Origin of the sequence: Pseudomonas vanderleydeniana (assembly GCF_014268755.2) — a bacterium.
In the GTDB taxonomy this organism is placed as follows: domain Bacteria; phylum Pseudomonadota; class Gammaproteobacteria; order Pseudomonadales; family Pseudomonadaceae; genus Aquipseudomonas; species Aquipseudomonas vanderleydeniana.
Genome location: NZ_CP077093.1, coordinates 6,078,878 through 6,104,514, shown reverse-complemented (window position 1 = coordinate 6,104,514; position 25,637 = coordinate 6,078,878). Strand labels below are relative to the sequence as shown.

The 25,637-nt window shown below is 62.5% G+C and carries 24 protein-coding genes; 14 read left to right on the top strand and 10 right to left on the bottom strand.

Annotation, left to right across the window (positions count from 1 at the left end; translation table 11 throughout):
* Window positions 1–6 precede the first annotated feature (6 nt).
* The 6 genes from HU752_RS27450 to yaaA all read right to left on the bottom strand — a co-directional run bounded on the left by HU752_RS27450 (window position 7) and on the right by yaaA (window position 8,747).
* Window positions 7–1,491, bottom strand: coding sequence for an alginate export family protein (locus HU752_RS27450; protein ID WP_186678311.1), 1,485 nt, complete (start codon window positions 1,489–1,491; stop codon window positions 7–9).
* Window positions 1,488–2,891 carry an alginate biosynthesis TPR repeat lipoprotein AlgK gene (gene algK, locus HU752_RS27445; protein ID WP_186678309.1) on the bottom strand — a complete coding sequence of 468 codons (1,404 nt, stop codon included), beginning with the start codon at window positions 2,889–2,891 and terminating at the stop codon, window positions 1,488–1,490. Before algK ends, HU752_RS27450 begins: the two co-directional genes overlap by 4 nt.
* A gap of 9 nt (window positions 2,892–2,900) precedes the next feature.
* Complete coding sequence (locus tag HU752_RS27440) at window positions 2,901–4,079, bottom strand: alginate biosynthesis protein Alg44 (RefSeq protein ID WP_186678307.1); 1,179 nt, start codon at window positions 4,077–4,079, stop codon at window positions 2,901–2,903.
* Between the two features lie 37 nt (window positions 4,080–4,116).
* Window positions 4,117–5,598 carry a mannuronan synthase gene (alg8, locus tag HU752_RS27435; RefSeq protein ID WP_189656496.1) on the bottom strand — a complete coding sequence of 494 codons (1,482 nt, stop codon included), beginning with the start codon at window positions 5,596–5,598 and terminating at the stop codon, window positions 4,117–4,119.
* A gap of 165 nt (window positions 5,599–5,763) precedes the next feature.
* A complete protein-coding gene (locus tag HU752_RS27430; RefSeq protein WP_186678305.1) occupies window positions 5,764–7,080 on the bottom strand; it encodes a nucleotide sugar dehydrogenase in 1,317 nt (438 codons plus the stop codon).
* A gap of 887 nt (window positions 7,081–7,967) precedes the next feature.
* A complete protein-coding gene (gene yaaA / locus HU752_RS27425) occupies window positions 7,968–8,747 on the bottom strand; it encodes a peroxide stress protein YaaA (RefSeq protein WP_186678303.1) in 780 nt (259 codons plus the stop codon).
* A 289-nt stretch (window positions 8,748–9,036) separates the two neighbouring features.
* Between yaaA and HU752_RS27420 the strand changes: the two genes are divergently transcribed.
* The 5 genes from HU752_RS27420 (at window position 9,037) to moaE (ending at window position 13,548) form a co-directional block, all read left to right on the top strand.
* The gene (locus HU752_RS27420; RefSeq protein ID WP_186678802.1) at window positions 9,037–10,158 is read left to right on the top strand and encodes a polysaccharide deacetylase family protein; all 1,122 of its coding nucleotides are present in this window, start codon (window positions 9,037–9,039) and stop codon (window positions 10,156–10,158) included.
* A gap of 711 nt (window positions 10,159–10,869) precedes the next feature.
* Window positions 10,870–12,264, top strand: a complete 1,395-nt coding sequence (locus tag HU752_RS27415) for a PhoH family protein (protein ID WP_186678301.1) — start codon at window positions 10,870–10,872, stop codon at window positions 12,262–12,264.
* Window positions 12,265–12,381: 117 nt separating this feature from the next.
* Window positions 12,382–12,855 carry a cyclic pyranopterin monophosphate synthase MoaC gene (gene moaC, locus HU752_RS27410; protein ID WP_186678300.1) on the top strand — a complete coding sequence of 158 codons (474 nt, stop codon included), beginning with the start codon at window positions 12,382–12,384 and terminating at the stop codon, window positions 12,853–12,855.
* On the top strand, window positions 12,852–13,097 hold the full coding sequence (locus HU752_RS27405) for a MoaD/ThiS family protein (protein ID WP_186678298.1): 246 nt from the start codon (window positions 12,852–12,854) through the stop codon (window positions 13,095–13,097). The genes moaC and HU752_RS27405 overlap by 4 nt, the downstream gene beginning before the upstream one ends.
* 1 nt (window position 13,098) lies before the next feature.
* A complete protein-coding gene (gene moaE / locus HU752_RS27400; protein ID WP_186678296.1) occupies window positions 13,099–13,548 on the top strand; it encodes a molybdopterin synthase catalytic subunit MoaE in 450 nt (149 codons plus the stop codon).
* Between the two features lie 170 nt (window positions 13,549–13,718).
* On the opposite strand, the gene rhlB is transcribed toward moaE, so the two are convergent.
* Window positions 13,719–15,185, bottom strand: a complete 1,467-nt coding sequence (rhlB, locus tag HU752_RS27395; protein ID WP_186678293.1) for an ATP-dependent RNA helicase RhlB — start codon at window positions 15,183–15,185, stop codon at window positions 13,719–13,721.
* A gap of 81 nt (window positions 15,186–15,266) precedes the next feature.
* Complete coding sequence (locus HU752_RS27390; RefSeq protein ID WP_186678290.1) at window positions 15,267–15,923, bottom strand: alpha/beta hydrolase; 657 nt, start codon at window positions 15,921–15,923, stop codon at window positions 15,267–15,269.
* A 477-nt stretch (window positions 15,924–16,400) separates the two neighbouring features.
* Here HU752_RS27390 and HU752_RS27385 point away from each other — a divergent pair, with 477 nt between their 5' ends.
* The 4 genes from HU752_RS27385 (at window position 16,401) to HU752_RS27370 (ending at window position 20,561) form a co-directional block, all read left to right on the top strand.
* Entirely contained in the window at window positions 16,401–17,432 is a 1,032-nt protein-coding gene (locus tag HU752_RS27385) for an amino acid ABC transporter substrate-binding protein (protein WP_186678288.1), read from the top strand.
* Window positions 17,433–17,499: 67 nt separating this feature from the next.
* Window positions 17,500–18,681 (top strand): amino acid ABC transporter permease, encoded by a 1,182-nt coding sequence (locus HU752_RS27380; protein ID WP_186678285.1) that lies wholly within the window; start codon window positions 17,500–17,502, stop codon window positions 18,679–18,681.
* Window positions 18,682–18,691: 10 nt separating this feature from the next.
* A complete protein-coding gene (locus HU752_RS27375) occupies window positions 18,692–19,786 on the top strand; it encodes an amino acid ABC transporter permease (protein WP_186678282.1) in 1,095 nt (364 codons plus the stop codon).
* Between the two features lie 10 nt (window positions 19,787–19,796).
* Window positions 19,797–20,561 (top strand): amino acid ABC transporter ATP-binding protein, encoded by a 765-nt coding sequence (locus tag HU752_RS27370; RefSeq protein WP_017904195.1) that lies wholly within the window; start codon window positions 19,797–19,799, stop codon window positions 20,559–20,561.
* A gap of 52 nt (window positions 20,562–20,613) precedes the next feature.
* Here HU752_RS27370 and HU752_RS27365 read toward each other — a convergent pair whose 3' ends face one another.
* Window positions 20,614–21,078 carry a type II toxin-antitoxin system MqsA family antitoxin gene (locus tag HU752_RS27365; protein WP_017904194.1) on the bottom strand — a complete coding sequence of 155 codons (465 nt, stop codon included), beginning with the start codon at window positions 21,076–21,078 and terminating at the stop codon, window positions 20,614–20,616.
* Window positions 21,075–21,386 (bottom strand): type II toxin-antitoxin system MqsR family toxin, encoded by a 312-nt coding sequence (locus tag HU752_RS27360; protein WP_186678279.1) that lies wholly within the window; start codon window positions 21,384–21,386, stop codon window positions 21,075–21,077. Before HU752_RS27360 ends, HU752_RS27365 begins: the two co-directional genes overlap by 4 nt.
* Before the next feature lie 166 nt (window positions 21,387–21,552).
* Here HU752_RS27360 and HU752_RS27355 point away from each other — a divergent pair, with 166 nt between their 5' ends.
* From HU752_RS27355 to HU752_RS27335, 5 genes are all read left to right on the top strand, one after another.
* The gene (locus HU752_RS27355; RefSeq protein ID WP_186678276.1) at window positions 21,553–22,212 is read left to right on the top strand and encodes a FadR/GntR family transcriptional regulator; all 660 of its coding nucleotides are present in this window, start codon (window positions 21,553–21,555) and stop codon (window positions 22,210–22,212) included.
* A complete protein-coding gene (locus HU752_RS27350) occupies window positions 22,202–23,515 on the top strand; it encodes a CynX/NimT family MFS transporter (RefSeq protein WP_186678273.1) in 1,314 nt (437 codons plus the stop codon). The genes HU752_RS27355 and HU752_RS27350 overlap by 11 nt, the downstream gene beginning before the upstream one ends.
* Before the next feature lie 101 nt (window positions 23,516–23,616).
* Complete coding sequence (locus tag HU752_RS27345) at window positions 23,617–24,087, top strand: nuclear transport factor 2 family protein (protein WP_186678270.1); 471 nt, start codon at window positions 23,617–23,619, stop codon at window positions 24,085–24,087.
* 47 nt (window positions 24,088–24,134) lie between these two features.
* Window positions 24,135–24,464: a GIY-YIG nuclease family protein gene (locus tag HU752_RS27340; protein WP_186678267.1), complete on the top strand. Its 330-nt coding sequence runs from the start codon at window positions 24,135–24,137 to the stop codon at window positions 24,462–24,464.
* Window positions 24,465–24,571: 107 nt separating this feature from the next.
* Window positions 24,572–25,507 carry a glutathione S-transferase family protein gene (locus HU752_RS27335; protein ID WP_186678264.1) on the top strand — a complete coding sequence of 312 codons (936 nt, stop codon included), beginning with the start codon at window positions 24,572–24,574 and terminating at the stop codon, window positions 25,505–25,507.
* Window positions 25,508–25,637: the final 130 nt, after the last annotated feature.

The following is a 25,637-nucleotide window of genomic DNA, read 5'->3' as shown; positions in this document are numbered from 1 at the left end:
TCCGCATCAGAAGCGCCAGATCACGTCGATGAACGCGCGGTGCATGTAGGAATCGACGTCGTGGCCGTAGGCGCTGCCCGGCTTGAACACGCCGCCGCGAAAGCGCACCAGCGCCGAAGGTTCGTCGATCGATTGGCTGAGGGCCGCTGGCAGCAGGCCCTGCTTGAAGTATTTGGTGACCACCAGGTCCATCTCCTGGCCCATGTCCTTCTTGCCGTCCTGCAACGGCAGCGAGGTGCTGGAGAGCAGGGCGCCGGTGGTGTCGTCGTAGGTGTTCTGCGCGGCATTGATGCCGTTGCTGCCGACGTCCTTGTTGCCGTCGACACGCCAGAACTTGTGGTAGACCAGGCTGGCGTCGTAGTCCTCGCGCAGTTGCCAGGAACCGAACAGGGTGGCGGTCTGCAGGTTGTTCATTTCGCCGCGGAAGGCTTCGCCGAAACGGTGCATGCGCGAACGGGTGCCGGTGAAGTTCGAGCGGTTGCTTTCCAGTCCGTTCTGTTCGTAGTCGCCGCTGGCACGGGCGTAGGCGGCACCGACCTGCCAGTTCGGGTCCAGGCGCAGGCGGATGCCGAGGTCGGTGGCCCAGCCGTTGACGCTGTCGCCGCGCTTGGCCTCGGCCGGGCGGCTGCCGTCGGCGTTGAGCGCGTTGACCGTGTCGCGGTGGCCGCTCATGCCGGTCAGGCTGGCCCAGTAGTTGACCGTGTTGGTGTTGCGGAAGTTGTAGGCATCGCTGTTGGCTTCCAGGCCGAGCCAGGTCAGGTTGCCGTTTTCCTTCTTGTCCAGCGGATCGCTGGCGACACCGGGCGTCGGGTAGTCGAGCTTGCCGTCGTCATGGGTGTGATGGGCGCGCAGGCCGACCCACTGGCCCGGGGTCCACTGGTAGGCGACGTCGCCATAGACGTGCAGGCGGTCCTTGTCCTTGGGCGCCAGTTCGGTGAGGTCGGTGCGGTACTCGCTGAAGCGTTCGGCGGCGCCCAGGTTGGCCCGCAGCAGGGTGGTGTCGAAGGTCCAGTTCAGCGCCTCGATGTTGGTGTCGCGCCATTGCCCGTCGTCGTTGCGCAGGCGCTGGCGACCGAACTTGAGGATCTCGCCGGGGTAGGGCGTGAAGCCCTTGTAGCCGACCCAGAACTCACGCAGGGCCAGGTAGCTCTTGTCCTGCTTGCGGGCATCGTTGCTGGAGCTCTGCTGGTCGCTATTGCTCTGTTGCAGGGTATCGGTCTCGATGATGTCGGTGGCGGTCACCGCCTGGCCCATGGCATAGGCGCTCCAGTTGCCGCTTTCGCCATAGACCCAGGGGCGCAGGTCGAGGCCGATGCCGTTGGCGTCGCCACCCTTGAGGGTGCCGAGGTCGCGGTCGTCTTCCGATTGCGCGGTGATCTTCGCTTCCAGGCCGAAGTTCTGCGTCTCGGTGAACGCGGCCAGGGTCGGCGTGGACCAGGCCAGGGCAAAGCTCAGGCCGATGCCGGCCTTCACGAAAGGATTGAGTGTCATAGGGTCTTTTCCTCGCTGTCGCCTTCCTGCAGGACTTGTTGCAGGTCCAGCGCGTTGCGGCTCAGGGTGCCGCGCAGGCGCTGCTCCTGCTGCAACAGGCGCTGGGCGTCGGGGCGCTGGGCAGGCGGCAGTTGTTCGTCGAGTTGCTGGGCCAGCTCATTGGCCTGTGGCGTGTCCTGGGTCTTCGCCAGTTGGCCGAAGACGTAGGCGTTGAGCGGGTCGGGCTTGGTCCCGCGACCCTGGGAAAACAGTTGCGCGATGGCGAAGTCGGCGCTGTTCTGGCCGTTGCGCGCGGCCTTGAGCAGGTGGTCGAGGGCCTTCTGCGGATAGACCTGGCCGAGGTAGCCACGACGGTAGATCTGCCCCAGGTAGTAGTCGGCGGCGACTTCCCGGCCGACCGCTTTCTGGAAATGGGCCTCGGCCTGTTTCGCATCGGCCGGTACCCACTTGCCTTCGTAGTAGAGCTTGCCCAGCAGCAGTTCGGCACGTGGCTGGTCGGCTGCACGGCCGTTGTCCAGGTACTCCATCATCTGCTTGACGTCGCCCTGGTCGGGGAAGTCGTAGAGCAGCTGTGCCAGGCTGACCCAGGAGGCCGGGTAGCCGGGGGCAATCTTCTCGAGCAGTTCCTGCGCGGTTTTCGGATCCGGCTGGCCGAGGCTGGAGTCGGCGAGTACGCGGGCGACGGCGTCGACCCGCTGGGCACCGACCGTGCCGCGGCTGTAGGCGGCCTGCAACTGCTTGAGCAGTTCGGCCTGCTGTTCCGGCTGGGCGCGTTTCTGGTAGACGGTGGCGAGCTCGACGTAGCAGATGTCGGTGCTGTTGAGCGCGGCCTTGCAGATCTTTTCCACTTCGTCGAGGTGCTGGTCGTAGGTACCCTGGGTGCGGTACAGCAGAACCTGGGCCAGGCCCGCTTCCGGGTAGCCGGCGTTGCGCCACTGGTTGATCTGCTGCTGGGCGTTGACCTCGGGGAAGCTCTGCGGGAATTGCAGGTAGAGCATCGCCAGCGGGATCAGCGTGTTGCCCTCGCCGTTGGCAAAGGCTTTCTTCAGCAGCTTCTCGGCTTCATGGTGCTCGGCTTCGGTCGCGTTCGGCTTGGCCACCAGCAGCCGCCCCAGGCGTGCCTGGGCACGCGGCGAGGTATCGGCGGCGGCGCGGTAGGTCGCCTCGGCCTGGCGGATTTGCTCTGGGTCGCGGCTTTCCACCTGGATATCGGCCAGGCCCACCTTTGCGTCGCTGTAGCCCAGGTCCGCCAGTTGGCGGTAGTTCTGCTCGGCCAGGGCAGTGTCGCCACGCTTGAGCGCCTCATTGGCCAGGCGTTGGTCGGGCAGACCGGAGCAACCGGCCAGGCCGATCGCCATGGCCAGTGTCAGGGGCAGGGGTCTGAAGGTCGTCACAGGCATGTCCTCCGCTTACAGTCCGGCGGCCATGGCTTTGTCGATCAGCCAGTTCAGGTTCGGCCCGCGATCGCTGTTCACTTCCACGGGGCGACCGGCGAGGCTGCTGTCCAGGCTTTCATCCGGCTTGATCAGCACGCGAATGTCGGAAGACAGGTCGTCGCTCTTCAGGCTGGTGCTGCTGACGATCTTGCCCTGGCGGGTCTGTTCTTCGCCGGCGACCTGGAAGGTCACGCGGGTACCCGGGCGCACCTCGCCGAACTGGCGGTAGGAGAATCGTGCCTCGACGTTGGCGACGCTGTTGCGCGGCACCAGTTGGAAGATCACGTCCCCCTTGCTGGCGTACTGGCCGTTGGCGACCAACTGCTGGGCGACCACGCAATCACAAGGCGAGGTCAGGGTGCCGGTCATCTGCTTGCCGAACAGTTCCTCGACCTTGGCCGGTTGCAACTGGTCTTCGTCCAGGTGGCCCTTGAGCACGTCGAGCATGCTGGTGCTGAAGCTCGCCAGTGGCGCGCCCTTGGCGGCGATGCCGTCGTCCTTGAGCAGGCTCTGCACGGTGCCGTCGCGCGGCATGGTGACATTCACGCCCGGCACGCTGACCAGGCCGGCCTGGGCGTGGCTGACGAAGTACATGCCGTAGACCGACTTGAGCACGAAGCCGAAGGCCGCCAGGCCAACGATGAACACGCCGGCGCTGAAGGTCACCGCGCGCAGGCGGCCGAATGGGCTCAGGCCACCGCCGCTGTCCTTCTTGCGCCGGGCCTTGGTGAAGTTGTCGCGCTGCAGGGTGCCGAGCACGTCGCCCATGCTGATGATGTCGCCGGCCAGGTGCGAGGTGATGAGGTGGCGCAGGGTGGCGATATCCTGTGGTTCCAGGTTCTGGAACTGGCAGCCGACCCGGCCGTGCTGGCGGTCGTAGGCACGAATCTGCAACTCGACGTCCATGCCCAGGCCGAGGTTGTCGATGACGAACATCAGGCGGCCCTTGTGCACCTCGCCGAGGGTCAGTTCCTGTTGTTGCTGTGGCGGCAGGTTGAAGCTCAGGCCGCCGGCGGACAGGTCGTGTACCCGCACTTCCAGGGGTTTGCCCTCGCGGCCGAACAAGCGCAGCTTGGCCGGGATCTTCACCCGGGCATGCTGGCGCTGGGCTTCGGATTCGTGGACGACGTTGGCGTTGACTTTAGAGTTCATGAGTTAAAGCTCCATTGGCTAATTCAGGCGAGTCGGGTCAGACCATCGTCATCAGCACGGCGACGAAAATGCTGCCGGCGGAGAAGGTCATGGTCCGGGACGACCAGGTGTTGAACCAACCTTGAAAGCTGGCGAGGTCGCGGCTCAGTTTGGTGTCCTGGCGGGTCCAGGACTGGCGGTCGAGGCGGAAGAACACGTAGATCTTCATCAGCGCGCCGACGATCTGGTTGTAATAGAGGATCGCCGGGTAGGCCGGGCCGATGCTGTGGCCGGAACAGGCCAGCAGGATCGTCAGGATCAGGCGGGTGATGCCGATCCACAGCAGGTAGGCGAGGATGAATTCGATGCCGTACTTGAAGCTGGCGATCAGCGCCACGGTGAGCCCCAGCAGCGAGGTCCACATCGACACGCGCTGGTCGAACAGCACCACGCTGGTGAACACGCCAAGGCGGCGGATACCCAGGCCCAGGGCCCGGGAGTTCTGGCGCAGGTTGTTGCCGTACCAGCGGTACATCAGCTTGCGGCTGGACTTGATGAAGCTCTTCTCCGGCGGGTGTTCCACGGTGTGGATCGCCGCGTCGGGCACGTAGAAGGTGTCGTAGCCCAGGCGCATCAGGCTGTACCAGCTGGACTTGTCGTCACCGGTGAGGAAGCGGAAACGCCCCAGGCGCCAGTGTTCCAGCGAGTCGTTCTCGACGTCGGCGATGAAGCCCGCGTCGGTGACCACGTCGGCACGGAACACCGACATGCGGCCGGTCATGGTCAGCACCCGCTTGGACAGGGCCATGGAGCACATGTTGATGTGGCGCTGGGCGAAGCGCAGCTTGTGCCACTCGCTCATGATGTAGCCGCCACGTACTTCGCAGAATTCGTTGGTGGTCAGGCCGCCGACGTTGTCGAACAGCTGGAACCAGGGCACGGTGCGACGCACCACGCCTTCGCTGAGCACGGTATCGCCGTCGATCACCGCGACCACCGCACGCTCGTCCGGCAGGTGCCGGGAGATCGCCCGGAAGCCGAAGGCCAGGCCATCGCGCTTGCCGGTGCCGGCGATACGGACGAAGTCGAGGGTGACCCGCTCTGGCGGATTCATCCGCTCCCAGAGGCTCTTGACCAGCAGTTCATCGGACATTTCCACCAGCGAGCAGACCACGGTGGTGGGGAAACCGCACTCGATGGCTTCGCGAATCACCGACTGGTAGACCTGAGCGGTGGTGTGGGCGTCGATGCGAAAGCTGGTGACCATCAGGAACACGTGGGACGGGTCCGCGGCCTTGCCCAGCTTGCGCAGTTTGCGCCGCAGGTGCGGGTAGACGATGTAGAGAAAGATCATCCCGCGCACGAAATGGGTAGCGCCCATGGAGTAGCGCCAGATACCCACGGCACCGATCAGGAAGATGAAGTTCTTGGATTCGGAGTCGAAGGTCGACGTGGGCAGCAGTGAGGCCAGGCCCATCAGCAACGTCAGGTAGAACAGCCAACCGGCGGCCTGGAGGAGGCCATGTTTCAGCCTGTGCATAATCTGCATCCATCTGTGTCTCGGGCGGGGCCCGAGTGGGTCGTTTAGCAATCCTGGGAGCGAGGCGCCCTGTCGGACGCCATCGCCAGCAAGCCGGCTCCCATAGGGAGGGGAGTGACCCGTGGGGCCGGCCTGGCGATCAACCGCGGGGCGGTTGTCGCGGGTTTACCAGCAGATCCCTTCGGCACGGCCCTCGGGGCTGGTCGGCTTGGACATGAAGCCGACCAGGTCGATGACCTGCTTGCCGTGCGGGGTGTTCTCGGCCAGGGCGCGGAACTTCTCGTCGCGGTTGCCGAGAATGATCACGTCGCTGTTGTCCACGACCTGGTCGAAGTCGGCGTTGAGCAGGGACGACACGTGGGGAATCTTCGATTCGATGTAGTCCTTGTTCGCGCCATGGACGCGGGCGTATTCGACGTTCTTGTCGTAGATGCTCAGGTCGAAGCCCTTGCCGATCAGCATTTCCGCCAGTTCCACCAGCGGGCTTTCACGCAGGTCGTCGGTACCGGCCTTGAAGCTCAGGCCGAGCAGGGCGACCTTGCGCTTGTCGTGGCTGGCGACGATGTCGAAGGCGTTCTGCACCTGAGTCTCGTTGCTGCGCATCAGCGAGTTGAGCAGTGGCGACTCGACGTCCAGGGAGCCGGCGCGGTAGGTCAGGGCACGCACGTCCTTGGGCAGGCAGGAACCGCCGAAGGCGAAGCCCGGGCGCATGTAGTACTGGGACAGGTTGAGGGTCTTGTCCTGGCAGACCACGTCCATCACCTCACGACCGTCGACACCGACGGCCTTGGCGATGTTGCCGATCTCGTTGGCGAAGGTCACCTTGGTGGCGTGCCAGACGTTGCAGGTGTACTTGATCATCTCGGCCACCTCGATGTCCTTGCGGATGATCGGTGCGTCGAGTTCCTCGTAGAGGGCCTGCAGGACGTCGCCCGAAGCACTGTCGAGTTCGCCGATGACGGTCATCGGCGGGTAGTCGTAGTCCTTGATCGCGGTACTTTCGCGCAGGAACTCGGGGTTGACCGCAACGCCGAAGTCGACGCCGGCCTTCTTGCCCGAACAGTCTTCGAGGATCGGGATCACCACGTTCTTCACGGTGCCCGGCAGTACGGTGCTGCGCACGACGATGGTGTGGCGAGTGGTCTTGTCGCGCAGGACGAAGCCGATTTCACGGCATACCGACTCGATGTAGTTCAGCTCCAGGTCGCCGTTCTTCTTGCTCGGCGTACCGACGCACAGCATCGACAGGTCGGTGGCCCGGATCGCCTCGGCGAAATCGGTGGTACCGCGCAGGCGACCGCTGGCAATGCCCTGGGCCAGCAGGGGTTCCAGGCCTGGCTCGACAATCGGCGACTTGCCGTTGTTGATCAGGTCGATCTTGTCCTTGGAAATATCCACGCCAACGACATCATGGCCTCGTGCAGACAGGCAACCGGCACAGACTGCACCGACGTAACCCAAACCGAATATGCTAATGCGCATTGCATCTACCTCTATCTTAATTACGCCATTACATGGCGGAAGTTAATGTGGCCAGTATTCGCAGTGCACTCGGAAGTTTTATCGGCGAAGAGCGTTCTACCGAGTGCAGGCATATAAATGTCGAGTGGCTAAATAATTGCACTCAAATTGTGCGCAACTTGGCCTTGTTATGAGGGGCGTGCCCCTTGATATGGCCGGCCGTCGTCAGGACGGTCCCCGTCAGCGGGCTTGCAGTCTGCTCATGCCCGTGGCAGAGCCTTTTCGGGCAGTCGCCTGCAAGTGTCCGACAGGTTCGTTGTCTGAGGGGCCGTCCTGGCCTTGTAGGGGATATTAATGGTGCGTATCTCCTGTCCATTGATTGAATTGGGGGTGGCTGCATTGGCTCGTAAGTGTCGAGTTCAAACTTAAACAAGTTATCCAGCCTGCCTGTAAGTCATCTCTTACAAAATCGTTGAGAGTCGTCACGGGTGGTATGAGCAATGGCGGGGAACATAAGTTCCGATCCGCTCATCCTGTTTTCTGAAAATTCTTGAAATATTGTCGGAGATGGCACTGCTTTCATATTGATAGCACTTCTCGTTTCGCCCTTTGATTACGGGGGCGAAAAATGCGGTGATGGTTATATGCCATCGCCTGAAAAAATTTTTGGTGCCACTACGAAAAAAAATGAAAAAAGTCGAGTGAAAGAATTTTCATTGTTGTTACAGCCAATTTCCTGGCGTCAAACAAATGGAATTCTGGCCGCTGCACGAGGGCAGGAGGAAGGGAGAGCTCTTCGGATCTACACAGGGCGTGTAGTGCACCGGGGTGGGGCAGGGTAACAGAAAAGCCAGGTCCTGATCGACCGTGTCCTGGAGGGGAGCCGGCGATCCGGCTCCCACAGGGCATCAATCCGGTGCGTGATCGCGAAGGAACACCAGATTATCCGGCTTGGAGAGTTCGGCACTGAAAAAGTAGCCTTGTTCGTCGAACGTCTTCAATTGATCGGGATTCTGGATGCGTTCGCGGATCACGAAGCGGGCCATCATGCCGCGGGCCTTTTTCGCGTAGAAGCTGATGATCTTGTACTGGCCGTTCTTCTGGTCGCGGAACTCGGTATTGATGATGCGGGCGTTGAGCGCCGAGCGCTTGACCGCCGAGAAATACTCGTTCGAGGCCAGATTCAGCAGTACGTCGTCGCCTTGCTCGAGCAGGGCTTCATTGAGCCATTCGCTGATACGGTTGCCCCAGAATGCATAGAGGTCCTTGCCGCGGCCGTTGGCGAACCTGGTGCCCATTTCCAGCCGGTAGGGTTGCATCAGGTCCAGTGGACGCAGCAGGCCATAAAGGCCGGACAGCATGCGCAGGTGCGTCTGGGCGAAGTCGAAGTCGGCGTCACTGAAGTCCTCGGCATTGAGGCCGGTATAGACGTCGCCCTTGAAGGCCAGCAGGGCCTGCTTGGCGTTTTCCGGGGTGAAGTCCGGGGTCCAGCTGCCGAAGCGCGCGGCATTGAGCCCGCCGATCTTGTCGGAAACGTGCATCAGTTCGCTGATCTGCGCCGGGCTCAGCAGGCGTAGCTGCTCGATCAGTTCCTGGGAGTGGTCGAGGTATTGTGGCTGGGTATAGCGTTTCGTCACCGGTGGTGTTTCGAAATCGAGGGTCTTGGCGGGGGAAATCACCATCAGCATGAAGTCGTCTCCTGTAATCGTCGGGGGATTCTAGGGGGTTGGGCGGTTTGGCTCCACCTATGATGCTGATAGCCCGGATGCCGTGATGGGCGTTGTGGCGAGCGGGCTTGCCCGCGCTCGGCTGCGCAGCAGCCGTAAACCGGCCTCAGCAGTGTTCCTGATAGACTCGGTTCTCAGGTTTCAGGGTCGTTTCGCGACCCAGCGCGGGCGAGCCCGCTCGCCAGCGGGGCGGTTCAGGTTCCGAGATCGGCTATAGTGCGCGCGGGTTCCTGTCATGGAGATATCCCTTTTGCGTTTTCTTCTTTTATGTTCGGCCCTGTTGCTCAGCCTGGGCGCCACGGCTGCGCCGAACGACGTCGCGACCCTGGATCGCAGTACCTGGCCCGAGTCACTGAGCAGCCCGGTGCTGTTCGATGTGGCCTCGCGCGCGGAAATTCTCACCTTCGCCCACGCCCTGCTGATCAGCGAAATGACCGACGAACCGGCGCTCAGGCAGCGCCTGGGGCTCAAGCAGATCAACCTGGCGTCGATCAACCGGGTGCGTGCCCGTCTCTGGTCGCGCCTGTTGCAGAGCTACAACTTTGCCCAGCAGAGCTGCGAGCAGGACGCCTCGTTCTGCTACTACGTCGAGGACATGGACAGTCTGCGCGAGCAGGCCGGCAAGTTCCGCGTGCCGGAAGACTCCTTCTATATTCGCTGGGCCGAGCCGAGCCGGGCGTTTCACGAACGCTACCTGGACGAACTGCTGCGCATGGCCGCGCTGTTTCCCCAGACCAGCAGCGAGATTGCCCTGTTCGGCGAGCCCGAGCGCAATGGCGAGAATTTCCACGATCGCCTGTTCCTGCTGACCTTCGATGGCGGGCCCGGCCTTGCCGTGGGCAATACCGACGCGCTGACCGAGTACCTGCGGCGGCAAAAAATGAACGGCCTGTTCTTTGTCCTGGGCAGCGCCTTGCAGGCGCGGGTCGACAAGAGTTCGATCATGGCCGTGCGCGACCTCTATAAACAGCAGTGCGTGGGCATCGAGGGTTGGCAATATCGTTCCCACAGCCATTGGCAGGACTGGCAGGACTCGGTCCAGCGCAGCGCCGCGCTGGCGCAGAGCGTGCTGCCGGATAACTACGTGCCGCTGTTCCGGCCGCCCTATGCCCAGCGCCAGGCGGACAGTGGGCCGTTCTTCAGGAAGCAGGGGTTGCAGGTGGTGTTGTGGGACATCGACTCGGCCGATGCTGGCAAACTCACGGCGCAGCAGTCGGCTCAGCGGGTGATGACCCTGATGCTGTTGTGGCGGCGCGGCGTGATCGTGTTCCACGATGCCCAGGACAAGGCCCTTGACGCATTGCCCTGGTTGCTTCGGCAGACGGCCGAGAGCGGCTTGGGCTGGCTCGATTGCAACGAGGCGTTTCGCTAGCACCCGTGGTCGTGGGCTGACCCTCGGGGGAGCCAACTGTCTTTAAATGGCCACATGATCTATGGCGGAGGCAGTTACCTATCGTGTGCACGCCAGAGAATCCGTGGGAGCCGGATTTATCCGCGAAGGCGTCCGAATTTGCAGCGCTGGACTTGATGGCCTCTTCGCGGATAAACCGGGACGCCGGACCGCCAGCTCCCACAGTTCTGCGGCGTCTGCCGTCCCTCCTGGGAACCTGTTCTGCCACTTGTCAGCGATGGATCAAAGACAGTTGGCTCCCACGGGCGGTGTATACCAGCCAAGTGATCACTGTCTTGCATCCGGGTGCCTGTTTCGCCGCTCATCGGCAATCAGCTAAAGACAGTGGGCTCTCACAGGCGCAGCAGAGGCTGTGAAGGACTGGTATGTAGGAAAATTCGAAGTAATTCGAGGCGGGCGGACTTCCGACTTTAACGGGGTCCAGCCTGCTCGCCAAGGGCTATTCGTCACTCTGAAAAATAAACTTCAAAAAGTCGTCAAAGTGCTTTTTCCTGTCACGGGTTTTGCGGTATTACGGAATCAGACCGCCGAAACCTGCAACACAGGTGGCGTCTGCCAAGACCCCACCTTGTGCACAGAGCGCCTGCCCCCTCCAGGCGAATTCGGCGGTCACTTCGAGGCGCGATGCCGTCCAGGCGTCGCGTCGACTGGCTCTCACAAAGGTGACCGAGTATGGATGATCACGGACGCACTCCTTCTTCCAACCAGCCAATCCTTTACGTGCTCGATACCAACGTACTGATCCACGATCCAAACGCGTTACTGAACTTCGAAGAGCATCACGTCGCCATCCCGATGACGGTCCTGGAGGAACTCGACAAACTCAAGAGCGGCCACCACAGCGTAGCTTCCGAATGCCGCCAGGCGATCCGCCTGATCGACAAGACCCTGGGCGATGCCAGCCCCGAGGATGTCGAGCGCGGGGTGCCTATCCAGCGGGGCAAGAGTGGGCCCAAGGGGTCGCTGTCGATCCTGATGAGCAAGCGCAACGAACCCAACCTGTTGCTGCCGGAAAACCTCAACGACAACATCATCATCAACCAGTTGGTCGATCTGCACGCGCGTGACAAGGGGCTGCGCCTGGTGCTGGTGACCAAGGACATCAACATGCGCCTCAAGGCGCGTGCCTGCGGGATTGCTTCCGAGGACTACAGCACCGACCAGTTGGTCGACGATGTGGACCTGCTGCCCAAGGGCTTCCACAACGTGTCCGGATCCTTCTGGGATCGCGTCAGCAAGGTCGAGACCCGCCAGGGTCATGGTCGCACCTGGCACCAGGTGCAGATGACCGACAACCTGCCGGCCGTGCACGTCAACGAGTTCATCATCGATGAACAGGGCTTTGTCGGCTGGGTGAAGGAGATCAATGCCGACGCGCTGCTGATCCTCGACCTGCACCAGGAGCCCCTGTTGCACCAGGAAGCCTGGGGCCTGAAACCCCGCGACATCTACCAGAGCCTGGCGCTGTATGCCTTGCTCGACCCGGACATTCACCTGGTCAACCTGACCGGTGCCGCCGGTTCCGGCAAGACCATCCTCGCCCTGGCGGCCGCCATCGAGCAGACCATGGTCAGCAAGCGCTACCGGCGCATCATCGCCACCCGCAGCGTGCAGGGCCTGGACCAGGAAATCGGTTTCCTGCCCGGCACCGAGGCCGAGAAGATGGAGCCCTGGCTAGGGGCGATCACCGATAACCTCGAAGCCTTGCACATGGATGACGAGAGCACCCATGGCAGCGTCGACTATATCCTCAGCAAGGTGCCGTTGCAGTTCAAGTCCCTCAACTACATCCGAGGTCGCAGCTTCCAGCAGAGCCTGATCCTGATCGATGAGTGCCAGAACCTCACGCCGCACCAGATGAAGACCATCATCACCCGTGCCGGCGCCGGTTCCAAAGTGGTGTGCCTGGGTAACCTGGCGCAGATCGATACCCCCTACCTGTCCGCGACCAGCTCCGGGCTGACCTACCTGACCGAGCGTTTCAAGGACTTCCCGAATGGCGTGCACATCACCCTGCAGGGCGTGCCGCGTTCGGTCCTGGCCGAATACGCCGAATCCCATCTGTAGCCACAACCCGGGCGGCTTCGCGCCGCCCGGTTTCCCTTCGAGCGCAAGTGCCCGATCGGGCGTGCGAAAAACTGACCCGCAGGTTTACAATCGACGCTCCTGATCAGGAGTATCGCTGTGCTGACTCATCTCGATTCCCAAGGTCGCGCCAACATGGTCGACGTCACCGACAAGGCCGTGACCTTTCGTGAAGCGGTGGCCGAAGCTCGGGTGCGCATGCTGCCGCAAACCCTGCAAATGATCGTCAGTGGCGGACACCCGAAAGGGGACGTGTTCGCCGTGGCGCGAATCGCCGGCATCCAGGCGGCGAAGAAAACCTCCGACCTGATTCCGCTCTGTCACCCGCTGATGCTGACCGGCGTCAAGGTCGAGCTGAGTGCCGAGGGCGAGGACGCCGTGCGGATCGTCGCGCGCTGCAAGCTGTCCGGCCAGACCGGGGTGGAAATGGAAGCGCTGACGGCGGCCAGTGTCGCGGCGCTGACGATCTATGACATGTGCAAGGCGGTCGACCGGGGCATGACCATCGAGAACGTGCGCCTGCTGGAGAAGCTTGGCGGCAAGAGTGGTCACTATCAGGCAGATGCATCATGAAGCTCGATGTGCAGTTCTTCGCCCGTTACCGCGAGGTGCTGGGGGTGGATGCCGAGCAGATCGAGGGGGATTTCGCCACGATCGAGCAGTTGCGAGGGCACCTGCTGCAACGCGGTGGTGACTGGCAGGTATTGGCCGAGCACGGGCTGATGTGCGCGCGCAACCAGGAACTGTGCGCAGTGGGCGAACTGCTGGCCGATGGCGACGAGGTGGCGTTCTTTCCTACCGTGACCGGAGGCTGAGATGGCGGTTCGTATCCAGGCCGGGGCCTTTGATCCGGGGGCCGAGGTCAATGCGTTGCATGCGGCCAATGTCGGGATCGGCGCAGTGGTCAGCTTTGTCGGCTATGTACGCGATTTCAATGATGGTCGGGAAGTGGCCGGGATGTTTCTCGAGCATTATCCGGGCATGACCGAAAAGGCGCTGGGCAAGATCGTCGTCGAGGCTGAGCAGCGCTGGCCGTTGTTGCGGCTGGAGGTGCTGCATCGGATCGGTGCGTTGGAGCCGGGGGAGCCGATCGTGTTCGTCGGTGTGGCCAGTGCCCATCGGCAGGCGGCGTTCGACGCCTGCAACTTCGTGATGGATTATCTGAAGACCCGGGCGCCGTTCTGGAAGAAGGAAAACACCGCCGAGGGCCCGCGTTGGGTCGAGGGACGGGCCAGCGACCAGGCGGCGGCCGATCGCTGGAAGTGATTCTGCTGCCGCTTGATGCTCGGGTGGGGGCTGTTCGCGGATAAACCCGGCAGCCGGATCGCCGGCTCCCACAAGGCACGCGTTGTACACAAAATGTGTGGCTGATGCGATTCTCTGTGGGAGCTGGATTTATCCGCGAACGGGGCCCCACGAAATAGGGCCCTTGCGCATCAGGGCCGTTGACGTACGACCGGCCGCAGCAGTTCGGTCGGCGGCATCTCGCAACTGATCTTGCGACCCAGCAGTTCCTCGATCGATGGCAACTGGTAGGAGTCGTCCTCGCCGGCAAAACTGATGGACACGCCATCAGCCCCGGCACGACCGGTACGGCCGATACGGTGCACGTAGTCATCCGGCACTTCCGGCAGGGTGAAGTTGATCACGTGGCTGATACCGTCGATGTGGATGCCACGACCGGCAACGTCAGTTGCCACCAGGACGCGGATCTTGCCCTCGCGGAAACCTTCCAGGGTCTTGATGCGCTTGTGCTGCGGCACGTCGCCTGACAGTTGCGCGGCATTCACGCCGTCGCGCACCAGGCGTTCCTCGATGCGCCGCACTTCGTCCTTGCGGTTGGCGAAGACCATCACCCGTTCCCAGCCGTTGTCGTTGACCAGGTTGTACAGCAGCTTGTACTTGTCGGCCGAAGCCACCGCGTAGATATGCTGCTCGACGTTCTGGTTGGCGACGTTCTGCGATTCGATCTCGACGATTGCCGGGTCCGTGGTCCATTGCCGGGCGAGGTTCATCACGTCGTCGGTGAACGTCGCCGAGAACAGCAGGGTCTGGCGCTCGCTCTTTGGCGGGGTCTGGCGAATGATCTGGCGTACCTGCGGGATGAAGCCCATGTCGAGCATGCGGTCGGCTTCGTCCAGCACCATCACCTCGACCATGTCCAGGTGCACTTCGCCGCGCTGGTTGAAGTCCAGCAGACGGCCCGGGGTGGCGACGAGAATGTCGCAGTGGCGGGCTTCGAGCTGCTTGAGCTGCTTGTCGAAATCCATGCCGCCGACGAACTGCATGACGTTGAGGCCGGTGTACTTGGTGAGGTCGGCGGCGTCCTTGGCGATCTGCACCACCAGTTCACGGGTCGGCGCGATGATCAGTGCCCGTGGCTCGCCCATGTAGCGCTCGGCCGGCGGTGGCGTCTGCAGCAACTGGGTGATGGTCGAGATCAGGAACGCGGCGGTCTTGCCGGTACCGGTCTGGGCGCGACCGATCGCGTCCTTGCCGGCCAGGGTATAGCCCAGGACCTGCGCCTGGATCGGCGTGCAGTAGGGGAAACCCAGGTCGTGGATGGCGTGCATCAGTTCCGGCGCCAGCTTGAAGTCGTGGAAGCGGGTCTTGCCTTCCTGGGGTTCGACGACGAAGTCTTCGAGTTTCCACGGCGCGGGCTTCGGTTTCGGTGCCCGCTCACGGCGTGGTTGCGGTGGGCTGGCCTTTGGCTTCTCGGTACGTGGCGGGCCGGACGGTTCTGGCGCGGCGGTCGACTGGGCTTTCGGTTTTGCCGCGGGCTCGGCCTGTTCCGACGACTGGCCGGTCATGCGGCTTTCTGGGCTGGGAGTCGGAGTGCCGGGACCTGGTGCGAGCTGCTCAGCCTCGCTTTTACCGAATATTTTTTTGAGTGCTTTGAGCACGATCTTCTCGTCAATTGGTTAAGGAATGTACGCCGGCCAGTGTAATGCAAGAATCGGGCGCGGCGTAGTGCGTCAGGCTGATCAGCGCAAACGATCGATCAGCCAGATGCCGATGTCGTTGATTTCCTCTGGTAACACTTCGTGGCCCATTGGGTATTCCTGCCATGTCACGGTGACATCACGGCGTTTCAGATGCTCATAGGCGGTACGCCCCATGGCGTTCTGCACCACCTCGTCATAGTGGCCGTGCAGGCAGTACACCGGAATCCGCTGCTGACTGGCCGAAAGCTGCAGCTCGTCACTGAAGGTCGGGGCGTAGGTGGACAGGGCCAGCACGCCGCCCAGTGGGCCCTGCCACCTCAGGAAGGCGGTGTGCAGCACCACGGCGCCGCCCTGGGAGAAGCCGGCGAGGAAGATGCGCGACGGGTCTATCCCCTCGGCCCGCTGGGCTTCGATCAGGTCAATGACGGTGTTGGCGGAAGTTTCGAGTTCTTCGAGGCTGATGGAGCGCGCCGGGCTCATGGCCAGGATGTCGTACCAGCTGGGCATGGCGTAGCCACCGTTGATCGTCACGGCGCGGGTCGGGGCCTGGGGCAGCACGAACCGGGTGCTCGGCAGACGTTCCTGCAGGGCCTCGGCCACGGGCAGGAAGTCATAGCGGTCGGCGCCCAGGCCGTGCAGCCAGATGACACAGGCGTCGGCCGGCTTGGCCGGGTGAATGATCAGGGGATCGGTCATATCTGCTCCGTTTGCTCCATGGGGGTGCATGCGCTCCGATTGAGTGCGTGATTGCAGTGCACGCCTGGTTGATCTGTTAACAAGATGTCGCAACTTTGAAAGTTTTCTTGTTGACCTCTGGCTGAATCGCTTTACCCATCACTGTGGTACGGGCTTTGCTATGGGAGATTCGAGTGTGTGCTTTCCCCCGCTGGCGGTAACACTAACAGGCTAGCGTCGGCAGTGGGATAGCACGAATCCGGCTAACGGGTTCAGATGATGTTCGCCACCGGCCGTGAAGGCTCTGCGAACACAGGGCGCAAGCCGTTCGGCCGATTGGCGGGCAATGAGTGCTCCCCGGGGATTTCCCCAAACTAGACTCATGGCTCAAAGCTTTTGTCGCTGACCCAAAAATAAGCCAACCCGGGTCAACTAACGCCTCATAAGGGTGCGACAAGGCTCTAGCTCCGACACAACAAGAGCAATTTGGAGGTTTGAATGAAGATGTTGAAATCCACCCTGGCAGTCGTGACTGCTGCTGTCGTCCTGGGTGTCAGTGGTTTTGCGCAAGCCGGTGCCACTCTGGATGCCGTTCAGAAGAAGGGCTTCATCCAGTGCGGCGTGAGTGATGGCTTGCCAGGTTTCTCGGTACCTGATGCCAGCGGCAAGATCATCGGTATCGACGCCGACGTCTGCCGTGCCGTAGCCGCCGCCGTGTTCGGCGACGCGACCAAGGTCAAGTTCAGCCAGCTGAACGCCAAGGAGCGTTTCACCGCGCTGCAATCCGGCGAGATCGACATCCTTTCGCGTAACACCACCATGACCAGTTCGCGTGACGCGGGCATGGGCCTGAAATTCCCCGGCTTCATCACCTACTACGATGGCGTGGGCTTCCTGGCCAACAACAAGCTGGGCGTGAAGAGTGCCAAGGAACTGGATGGCGCGACCATCTGCATTCAAGCCGGTACCACGACCGAGCTGAACGTTTCCGACTACTTCCGTGCCAACGGCCTGAAGTACACCCCGATCACCTTCGACACCTCCGACGAAAGCGCCAAGTCGCTGGAATCCGGCCGTTGCGACGTACTGACCTCCGACAAGTCCCAGCTGTTCGCCCAGCGCAGCAAGCTGGCCTCGCCGAAGGACTACGTGGTGCTGCCGGAAACCATTTCCAAGGAGCCCCTGGGCCCGGTCGTGCGTAACGGCGACGACGAGTGGCTGGCGATTGTCCGTTGGGTCGGCTACGCGCTGCTCAACAGCGAGGAAGCCGGTATCACCTCGAAGAACGTCGAGGCTGAAGCCAAGTCGACCAAGAACCCTGACGTTGCCCGCCTGCTGGGTGGCGACGGTGAATACGGCAAGGACCTCAAGCTGCGCAAGGACTGGGTTGTGCAGATCGTCAAGCAGGTCGGTAACTACGGTGAGATCTTCGAGAAGAACCTCGGCAAGAGCACTCCGCTGGAAATCGACCGTGGCCTGAACGCCCTCTGGAACAACGGCGGTATTCAATACGCACCTCCTGTGCGCTGATTGATCTGTCGCCCGGCGGGCCAACCGCCGGGCGATCTTCCCTGTTCCGTTTTTTCTGGGGCATTTCATGCAAAATCAAGTCGGCGCACCAAAGCAGAGGCTCAGCCTCAGCGATCCGCGAGTGCGCGCGTGGTTATTCCAGGTCATCACGGTTGTCGCCGTGGTCGCCTTGGGCTGGTACCTGTTTCACAACACCCAGACCAACCTTCAACACCGGGGTATCACCTCGGGCTTCGGCTTCCTCGAGCGCAGTGCCGGTTTCGGTATCGCTCAGCACCTGATCGACTACACCGAGGCGGACAGCTATTCGCGTGTCTTCGTCATCGGTCTGCTCAACACCCTGCTGGTAACCTTCATCGGCGTGATCCTGGCGACGATCCTCGGCTTCGTCATCGGCGTCGCGCGGCTGTCGTCGAACTGGATCATCAACAAGCTGGCGACCATCTATGTCGAGGTGTTCCGCAACATCCCGCCATTGCTGCAGATCCTGTTCTGGTACTTCGCGGTCTTCCTGACCATGCCGGGGCCGCGCAACAGCCACAACATCGCCGATACGTTCTTCATCAGCAGCCGTGGCCTGAACATGCCGGCCGCCATCGCCGCGCCAGGCTTCTGGCCGTTCGTGATCAGCGTGGTGCTGGCCATCGTCGCGATCGTCTTCATGTCCCGCTGGGCCAACCGGCGTTTTGAAGAAACCGGCGAGCCGTTCCACAAGTTCTGGGCCGGCCTGGGGCTGTTCATCGTGATCCCGTTGCTGTGCACGCTGGTCTTCGGCGCGCCGGTGCATTGGGAGATGCCCAAGCTGCAAGGCTTCAACTTTGTCGGCGGCTGGGTGCTGATCCCCGAACTGCTGGCCCTGACCCTGGCCCTGACGGTCTATACCGCGGCGTTCATCGCCGAGATCGTCCGGTCGGGCATCCGCTCGGTCAGCCATGGCCAGACGGAAGCGGCGCGCTCCCTGGGGCTGCGCAACGGTCCGACCCTGCGCAAGGTGATCATCCCGCAGGCCCTGCGCGTGATCATTCCACCGCTGACCAGCCAATACCTGAACCTGGCGAAGAACTCGTCCCTGGCGGCCGGTATCGGTTACCCGGAAATGGTTTCGCTGTTTGCCGGCACGGTGCTCAACCAGACCGGGCAGGCCATCGAAGTCATTGCCATCACCATGAGCGTGTACCTGGCGATCAGTATCAGCATTTCCCTGCTGATGAACTGGTACAACAAGCGCATCGCGCTGATCGAGCGGTGAGGAAAGGCCCATGAGTTCGCATACCTTCAAACCTGACATGCCTCCGCCGAGCAGCAGTATCGGCGTGGTCGCATGGATTCGGGCCAACATGTTCTCCAGCTGGCTCAACACCCTGCTGACCCTGTTCGCCTTCTACCTGATCTACCTGGTGGTACCGCCGATCCTGCATTGGGCGATCCTGGACGCCAACTGGGTCGGCACCACCCGTGCCGACTGCACCAAGAGCGGTGCCTGCTGGGTGTTCATCCAGCAGCGCTTCGGCCAGTTCATGTACGGCTACTACCCGCAGGAACTGCGCTGGCGAATCGATTCGACGGTGTGGCTGGCGATCATCGGTGCGGCGCCACTGTTCATCTCGCGCTTCCCGCGCAAGGTGATCTACGGCCTGTGCTTCCTGGTGGTGTTCCCGATCGTCGCCTTCACCCTGCTGCACGGTGGCTTCGGCCTGGAAACCGTGGCAACCAGCCAGTGGGGCGGCCTGATGCTGACCCTGGTGATCGCCACCGTCGGTATCGCCGGCGCGCTGCCGCTGGGCATCCTGCTGGCGTTGGGGCGGCGCTCCAACCTGCCGGCGATTCGCGTGGTCTGCGTGACCTTCATCGAGTTCTGGCGCGGCGTGCCGCTGATCACCGTGCTGTTCATGTCCTCGGTGATGCTGCCGTTGTTCCTGCCCGAGGGCATGAACTTCGACAAGCTGCTGCGGGCGCTGATCGGGGTGATCATGTTCCAGTCGGCCTATGTCGCCGAAGTGGTGCGTGGCGGCCTGCAGGCCATTCCGAAAGGGCAGTACGAGGCCGCGGCCGCGATGGGCCTGGGCTACTGGCGCAGCATGGGCCTGGTGATCCTGCCGCAAGCCCTGAAGCTGGTCATCCCCGGCATCGTCAACACGCTGATCGCACTGTTCAAGGATACGAGCCTGGTGATCATCATCGGCCTGTTCGACCTGCTCAACAGCGTCAAGCAAGCCGCCGCCGACCCGAAATGGTTGGGCATGGCTACCGAGGGCTATGTGTTCGCGGCCCTGGTGTTCTGGATTTTCTGTTTTGGTATGTCCCGCTACTCCATGCATCTGGAGCGCAAGCTGGACACAGGCCACAAGCGTTAGGAGTCAAGTGATGAGCGAAGCGATCAAACAGCCTGTGGGTCCTGAAGGCATTATTCAGATGCAGGGCGTGAACAAGTGGTACGGACAGTTCCACGTACTGAAGGACATCAACCTCAACGTCCGCCAGGGCGAGCGCATCGTGCTCTGCGGTCCGTCCGGTTCGGGCAAGTCCACCACCATCCGCTGCCTCAACCGCCTGGAAGAGCACCAGCAGGGCCGCATCGTGGTCGATGGCGTGGAGCTGACCAACGACCTCAAGCAGATCGAGGCGATCCGCCGTGAAGTCGGCATGGTGTTTCAGCACTTCAACCTGTTCCCGCACCTGACCATCCTGCAGAACTGCACCCTGGCACCGATGTGGGTGCGCAAGATGCCCAAGCGCAAGGCGGAAGAAATCGCCATGCATTACCTGGAGCGCGTGCGCATCCCGGACCAGGCCCACAAGTTCCCCGGGCAGCTCTCCGGTGGCCAGCAACAACGCGTGGCGATTGCCCGTGCGCTGTGCATGAAGCCGAAGATCATGCTGTTCGACGAGCCGACCTCGGCGCTCGACCCGGAAATGGTGAAAGAGGTACTGGACACCATGATCGGCCTGGCCGAAGACGGCATGACCATGCTCTGCGTGACCCACGAAATGGGCTTTGCCCGTACCGTGGCCAACCGCGTGATCTTCATGGACAAGGGCGAAATCGTCGAACAGGCCGCGCCGAACGACTTCTTCGACAACCCGCAGAACGATCGGACCAGGACGTTCCTCAGCCAGATCCTGCATTGATCGGCTGGCGCTGAATGAAGAACCCGGACCTGGTCCGGGTTTTTTATGCGGATCAGATTGACACTCTGGCGTCTGCTACTCCATGCGCAGGGCTGCTGTCCGCGTTGATGTCTTTTATGTCCTCGATCAGTTCGGGGTATCGGTCCAGCAGATGCATCAATACGAACAGCGGCTTTGGCGGCTCGACTTCGGCTCTTTCATAGCGGGAAAACGCGTTGTGCCCGCCGCCCGAAAGCAACTCGACTGCCGCGCGCTGGGTGAAATGCAGCTTGCGCCGGATGCGTCGCATCTCGGTAGCGACCTGGTGCCTGTGCTCAAGGACCAGTTGATCGCTCGCATCCGAGTACCTCTGGGCGCTTTCAGGGGCCAGTTCGATTTCCGCACACGCCGTACATTCCCAGCCGCAAAGCCCGGACACGGTTTGTTTCAGTGCCTTGAAGTCGACCTCGAAATCCCGGCTTTCAAAGTGCTGCATGCTATTGCTTGCGCCGCAGCTGACGCAGTCTTGTCGCTTCATGTTTCTTTCTCCTTGAAGGAGATGACGGGCGGACCGCCAGCAGGCCGGTAGCTCACCTTTATGTAGATCAGTCCGCCTGCGTACGGAAAGTGGTAAACGTCTTGCCAGATGCGGTGGTTGGCATGGGTTGTCATCGATTTATAAAGCATCCTCCTTTCCAGTGATCTGATGACCATCAGCATCTCCATGAGGGTAAGGCCCATCCTTCTGGCGCCATCTCGGGCACTGAGGGTGAATGCGGCGGGGCCCAGCCTGACCACATCGGCCTGGATGACCGACAGATCGTAATGAGGTGTTTTCTTTTCCATAAGACACCCATGCCATAGTAAGCCTGAAAATTACCCTTTGAGGGTTTTTTCTGGATAGACGGCTGCGTCTCTGAAATGCGTGGGAATTCTTGCTTCTTGAGCTTTCGCAGCCTTTTGGGATAGGCTACCGAAAATTCATCCTATGATTGGATGTTAAGGCGAGGCCATGTCCCCGAGCATTCCCCTGATCAAGCGCTCCCTGGTCGACCAGGCTCTGGAACAACTGCGTGCCCGCATCACCCAGGGCACCTGGAAGGTGGGTGAACGCCTGCCGACCGAGCCGGAGTTGGCGGCCGAGTTGGGTATCAGCCGCAACACCATGCGCGAGGCGATGCGTGTGCTGGCGTTTTCCGGGCTGATCGAGATTCGCCAGGGTGACGGCAGTTACCTGCGCACCACCACCGATCCGCTGGCGACCATGCAGGCGCTGTCGCGCTGCTCCCTCGACCAGGCGCGCGAGACGCGGCACAGTTTTGAGGTCGAGGCCATCGGCCTCGCGGCCCTGCGTCGGACCGACGAGGACCTCAAGGGCTTGCGCGAGGCCCTGGAAGCCAGCAGCCATCACTATCACGGTGATCTCGACTGCTTCATCACCTGTGACCTGGTGTTTCACCAGAGGTTGATCGACGCCGCGCACAATCCCATGCTCAGCGAGTTGTATCGCTACTTCTCCAGCGTGATCGCCGGCGCGCTGCGCCAGACCCTCGACATCACCCCTCGCCGCCAGTCGGTGTTCGATCTGCACATCGCCCTGCTCGAGGCGGTCGAGCAGCGTGACCCGGAGCGCGCCAAGGCCCTGTGCAGGACCCTGATCAATGAACCTTGAACCCGAGACCACCATGCCCCGTTCCATTCCGGAGACCGGCACCTCGACGCCGACCCGGCCCGGCGAGCTCGACCCGTTGCTGATCGATGCCGAAGCCGATGACGCCATCGTCCAGCAGGCCCACCCGGTACTGCGCCGTCCCTGGCTGCTGTTGCTGGGGCTGGTGCTGGTGGCGCTGAACTTGCGCCCGGCGCTGTCGAGCATGGCGCCGATGCTCAGTGAGGTTTCCCGCAGTCTGGGCCTTTCGGCGGCCAAGGCCGGCCTGCTGACGACCCTGCCGGTGCTGTGCCTGGGCTTGTTCGCCCCCCTGGCACCGCTGCTGGCCCGGCGTTTCGGCAGCGAGCGGGCGGTGCTGGGCATTCTCCTGGCCCTCGCCGGCGGCATGGTCCTGCGCAGCTCTCTGGGCGAGTTCGGCCTGTTTGCCGGCAGTATCCTGGCGGGTGCGAGCATCGGCGTGATCGGCGTGCTGCTGCCGGGTATCGTCAAGCGCGACTTTGCCCGGCACGCCGGGACCATGACTGGGGTCTACACCATGGCCCTGTGCCTGGGCGCGGCCATGGCGGCCGGTTCGACCGTGCCGTTGAGCCAGCACTTGGGTAACAGTTGGTCGCTGGGGTTGGCGTTCTGGGTGGTGCCGGCGCTGGTGGCGGCCCTGGTGTGGTTGCCGCAGGTTGGCAGCCGGCAGGGGGCGCACCAGGCGGCCTATCGGGTGCGTGGCCTGCTGCGCGACCCGTTGGCCTGGCAGGTGACCCTTTACATGGGCCTGCAATCGTCGCTGGCCTACATCGTGTTCGGCTGGTTGCCTTCGGTGCTGATCGGGCGTGGCCTGACGCCGACCCAGGCGGGGATCGTGCTGTCCGGTTCGATCCTGGTCCAACTGATCAGTTCGCTGGCGGCGCCCTGGCTGGCGACCCGGGGCAAGGACCAGCGGCTGGCGATCCTGGTGGTCATGCTGCTGACCCTGGGTGGCCTGTTCGGTTGCCTGTACGCGCCCCTCGAAGGGCTGTGGGGCTGGGCGATCGTCCTCGGCCTGGGGCAGGGCGGAACCTTCAGCCTGGCGTTGACCCTGATCGTATTGCGTTCGCGCGATGCCCATGTGGCGGCGAACCTGTCGAGCATGGCCCAGGGCATTGGCTACACCCTGGCGTCGATGGGCCCGTTCGCGGTCGGCCTGGTGCATGACCTCACCGGTGGCTGGCAGGCCCTGGGCTGGATCTTCGCGGTGGTCGGCCTGGGCGCCATCGTCGCCGGACTCGGGGCCGGTCGGGCACTCTACGTGCAGGTCAGCAGCGAAAAACTCTGAATCAGCCGGTACTCGCGGTATTCGAATGGCGAATGCCGATAGCCAGCGGTGCATTTGCGGACTATCGTGCAGGCGATTCCCTACCTGCACGGAGCCCGTTCATGAGTGATGCCCACAGCGCGTTGATTACCGAATTCTACAAGGCTTTCCAGCGGCTGGATGCCGAGGCGATGAGTGCCTGCTACACCGAGGATGTGGTGTTCAGCGATCCAGCCTTTGGTGAGCTGCGCGGCCGTGATGCCGGCGACATGTGGCGGATGCTCACCACTCGGGCCAAGGATTTTTCCCTGACCTTCGACAATGTTCGTGCCGATGAGCGCAGTGGCGGTGCCCATTGGGTGGCGACCTACCTGTTCAGCCAGACCGGCAACATCGTGGTCAACGATATCCAGGCCCGTTTCGTGTTCCGTGACGGCAAGATCTGCGAGCACCACGACAGCTTCGACCTGTGGCGCTGGGCTCGCCAGGCACTGGGCACCAAGGGCCTGCTGCTGGGCTGGACGCCGCTGGTGAAGAATGCCGTCCGCACCCAGGCACTCAAGGGCCTCAAGGCATTCCAGGCCGGTCGCTGAGGTCTGTTAGTATTACGCTCCCTGTTTCTGCCCAAGCCGCCAGCCACGTGAACATCAGCCCGGAACCCGTTGCCATCGCCGAGACCGTTGTCCCGGCGACCAAGTCCTGGTTCGTCTATCTGGTCCGGGCGGCCAACGGCTCGTTGTATTGCGGTATCAGCGATGATCCGCAGCGGCGTTTCGCCTCGCACCAGAGCGGCAAGGGCGCGCGCTTTTTTCACTCGAGTCCGGCGGTGGCGCTCGTTTATGTCGAAGCTTGCCGGGACAAGGGCGATGCGCTGCGGCAGGAGCGCCTGATCAAGAAGCTGCGCAAGAGCGCCAAGGAAGCCTTGGCGGCGAGCTTCTGCCTGGAAGCATTTGCGACAGCACGCAAGTGACCCTCCACCATCAGCGCCTTCGATAAGGCGACATCAGCCAGCCCGGGTAGGCTGCTGGCGATTTGCAGGCTAAGCTGCGGACTCCTACTCGTACGGCGGATTCCGGCATGTCTGAGCTGATTCTTCACCACTACCCAACGTCTCCCTTTGCCGAAAAGGCCCGGCTGCTGCTGGGGTTCAAGGGGCTGTCCTGGCGCTCGGTGACCATCCCGCCGATGATGCCCAAGCCCGACCTGATGGCCTTGACCGGTGGTTACCGCAAGACCCCGGTGCTGCAGGTGGGCGCGGACGTCTACTGTGACACGGCGTTGATCGCCCGCCGCCTGGAGCAGGAAAAGGCCTCGCCGGCGCTGTTCCCCGAAGGCCGCGAGATGGTCGCCGCGACTTTTGCCGCCTGGGCCGATTCGGTGGCGTTCCGGCATGCCGTGGCCCTGGTGTTCCAGCCGGAGTCGGCGGCGGTGCGTTTCGCCCGTTTCTCCCCGGAGCAGGCCAAGGCGTTCATGGCCGACCGTGCCGGCTTGTTCAGTGGTGGCTCGGCCACCCGAGTTCCTCTGGAGGAAGCCAGGCATTCATGGCCGACCTTCATGGCCCGGCTGGAGCAGCAACTGCAGCGCGAGGAGGGCGATTTCCTGTTCGGCGAACCATCCATTGCCGACTTCTCGATGGCGCATATCCTGTGGTTCCTCAAGGCCACGCCGGTCACCTCGCCGCTGGTCGACGAGTATCCTGCGGTATTGGCCTGGTTCTCCCGGGTGATGGGCTTCGGGCATGGCGCTTCGAACGTGATGACGGCCGAGGAGGCGGTGCAGGTGGCGCGCGAGGCGGTACCGGCGCCGTTGCCTGAGGAGCGCTTCGTCGATCCGAACGGTTTCACGGTGGGGCAGCAGGTGGCGATTGCCGCTACGGACTATGGCGTGGACCCGGTGGCCGGTGAGCTGGTGTTTGCCGGCAGCGAGGAACTGATCCTGCGACGTGAGGATGAGCGGGCGGGGGTGGTGCATGTGCATTTCCCGCGTCTGGGATTTCGTATCGAGGCCCGTTGAGTCGGTTGTCGGTTATTTCCGACCCGGCCAAGGCTTCGCGGATAAATCCTGCTCCCACAGTGATCGTGCCAGACACCTGTCTTGTGTACGCCGTGAGCCCTTGTGGGAGCCGGATTTATCCGCGAAGAGG

Excerpts from the sequence above, each read along its gene's own strand:
- HU752_RS27450 (WP_186678311.1), bottom strand. The coding sequence starts at position 1,491 with ATGACACTCAATCCTTTCGTGAAGGCCGGCATCGGCCTGAGCTTTGCC.
- algK (WP_186678309.1), bottom strand. The coding sequence starts at position 2,891 with ATGCCTGTGACGACCTTCAGACCCCTGCCCCTGACACTGGCCATGGCG.
- HU752_RS27440 (WP_186678307.1), bottom strand. The coding sequence starts at position 4,079 with ATGAACTCTAAAGTCAACGCCAACGTCGTCCACGAATCCGAAGCCCAG.
- alg8 (WP_189656496.1), bottom strand. The coding sequence starts at position 5,598 with ATGCACAGGCTGAAACATGGCCTCCTCCAGGCCGCCGGTTGGCTGTTC.
- HU752_RS27430 (WP_186678305.1), bottom strand. The coding sequence starts at position 7,080 with ATGCGCATTAGCATATTCGGTTTGGGTTACGTCGGTGCAGTCTGTGCC.
- yaaA (WP_186678303.1), bottom strand. The coding sequence starts at position 8,747 with ATGCTGATGGTGATTTCCCCCGCCAAGACCCTCGATTTCGAAACACCA.
- HU752_RS27415 (WP_186678301.1), top strand. The coding sequence starts at position 10,870 with ATGGATGATCACGGACGCACTCCTTCTTCCAACCAGCCAATCCTTTAC.
- HU752_RS27405 (WP_186678298.1), top strand. The coding sequence starts at position 12,852 with ATGAAGCTCGATGTGCAGTTCTTCGCCCGTTACCGCGAGGTGCTGGGG.
- moaE (WP_186678296.1), top strand. The coding sequence starts at position 13,099 with ATGGCGGTTCGTATCCAGGCCGGGGCCTTTGATCCGGGGGCCGAGGTC.
- HU752_RS27390 (WP_186678290.1), bottom strand. The coding sequence starts at position 15,923 with ATGACCGATCCCCTGATCATTCACCCGGCCAAGCCGGCCGACGCCTGT.
- HU752_RS27385 (WP_186678288.1), top strand. The coding sequence starts at position 16,401 with ATGAAGATGTTGAAATCCACCCTGGCAGTCGTGACTGCTGCTGTCGTC.
- HU752_RS27380 (WP_186678285.1), top strand. The coding sequence starts at position 17,500 with ATGCAAAATCAAGTCGGCGCACCAAAGCAGAGGCTCAGCCTCAGCGAT.
- HU752_RS27375 (WP_186678282.1), top strand. The coding sequence starts at position 18,692 with ATGAGTTCGCATACCTTCAAACCTGACATGCCTCCGCCGAGCAGCAGT.
- HU752_RS27370 (WP_017904195.1), top strand. The coding sequence starts at position 19,797 with ATGAGCGAAGCGATCAAACAGCCTGTGGGTCCTGAAGGCATTATTCAG.
- HU752_RS27365 (WP_017904194.1), bottom strand. The coding sequence starts at position 21,078 with ATGAAGCGACAAGACTGCGTCAGCTGCGGCGCAAGCAATAGCATGCAG.
- HU752_RS27360 (WP_186678279.1), bottom strand. The coding sequence starts at position 21,386 with ATGGAAAAGAAAACACCTCATTACGATCTGTCGGTCATCCAGGCCGAT.
- HU752_RS27355 (WP_186678276.1), top strand. The coding sequence starts at position 21,553 with ATGTCCCCGAGCATTCCCCTGATCAAGCGCTCCCTGGTCGACCAGGCT.
- HU752_RS27350 (WP_186678273.1), top strand. The coding sequence starts at position 22,202 with ATGAACCTTGAACCCGAGACCACCATGCCCCGTTCCATTCCGGAGACC.
- HU752_RS27345 (WP_186678270.1), top strand. The coding sequence starts at position 23,617 with ATGAGTGATGCCCACAGCGCGTTGATTACCGAATTCTACAAGGCTTTC.
- HU752_RS27335 (WP_186678264.1), top strand. The coding sequence starts at position 24,572 with ATGTCTGAGCTGATTCTTCACCACTACCCAACGTCTCCCTTTGCCGAA.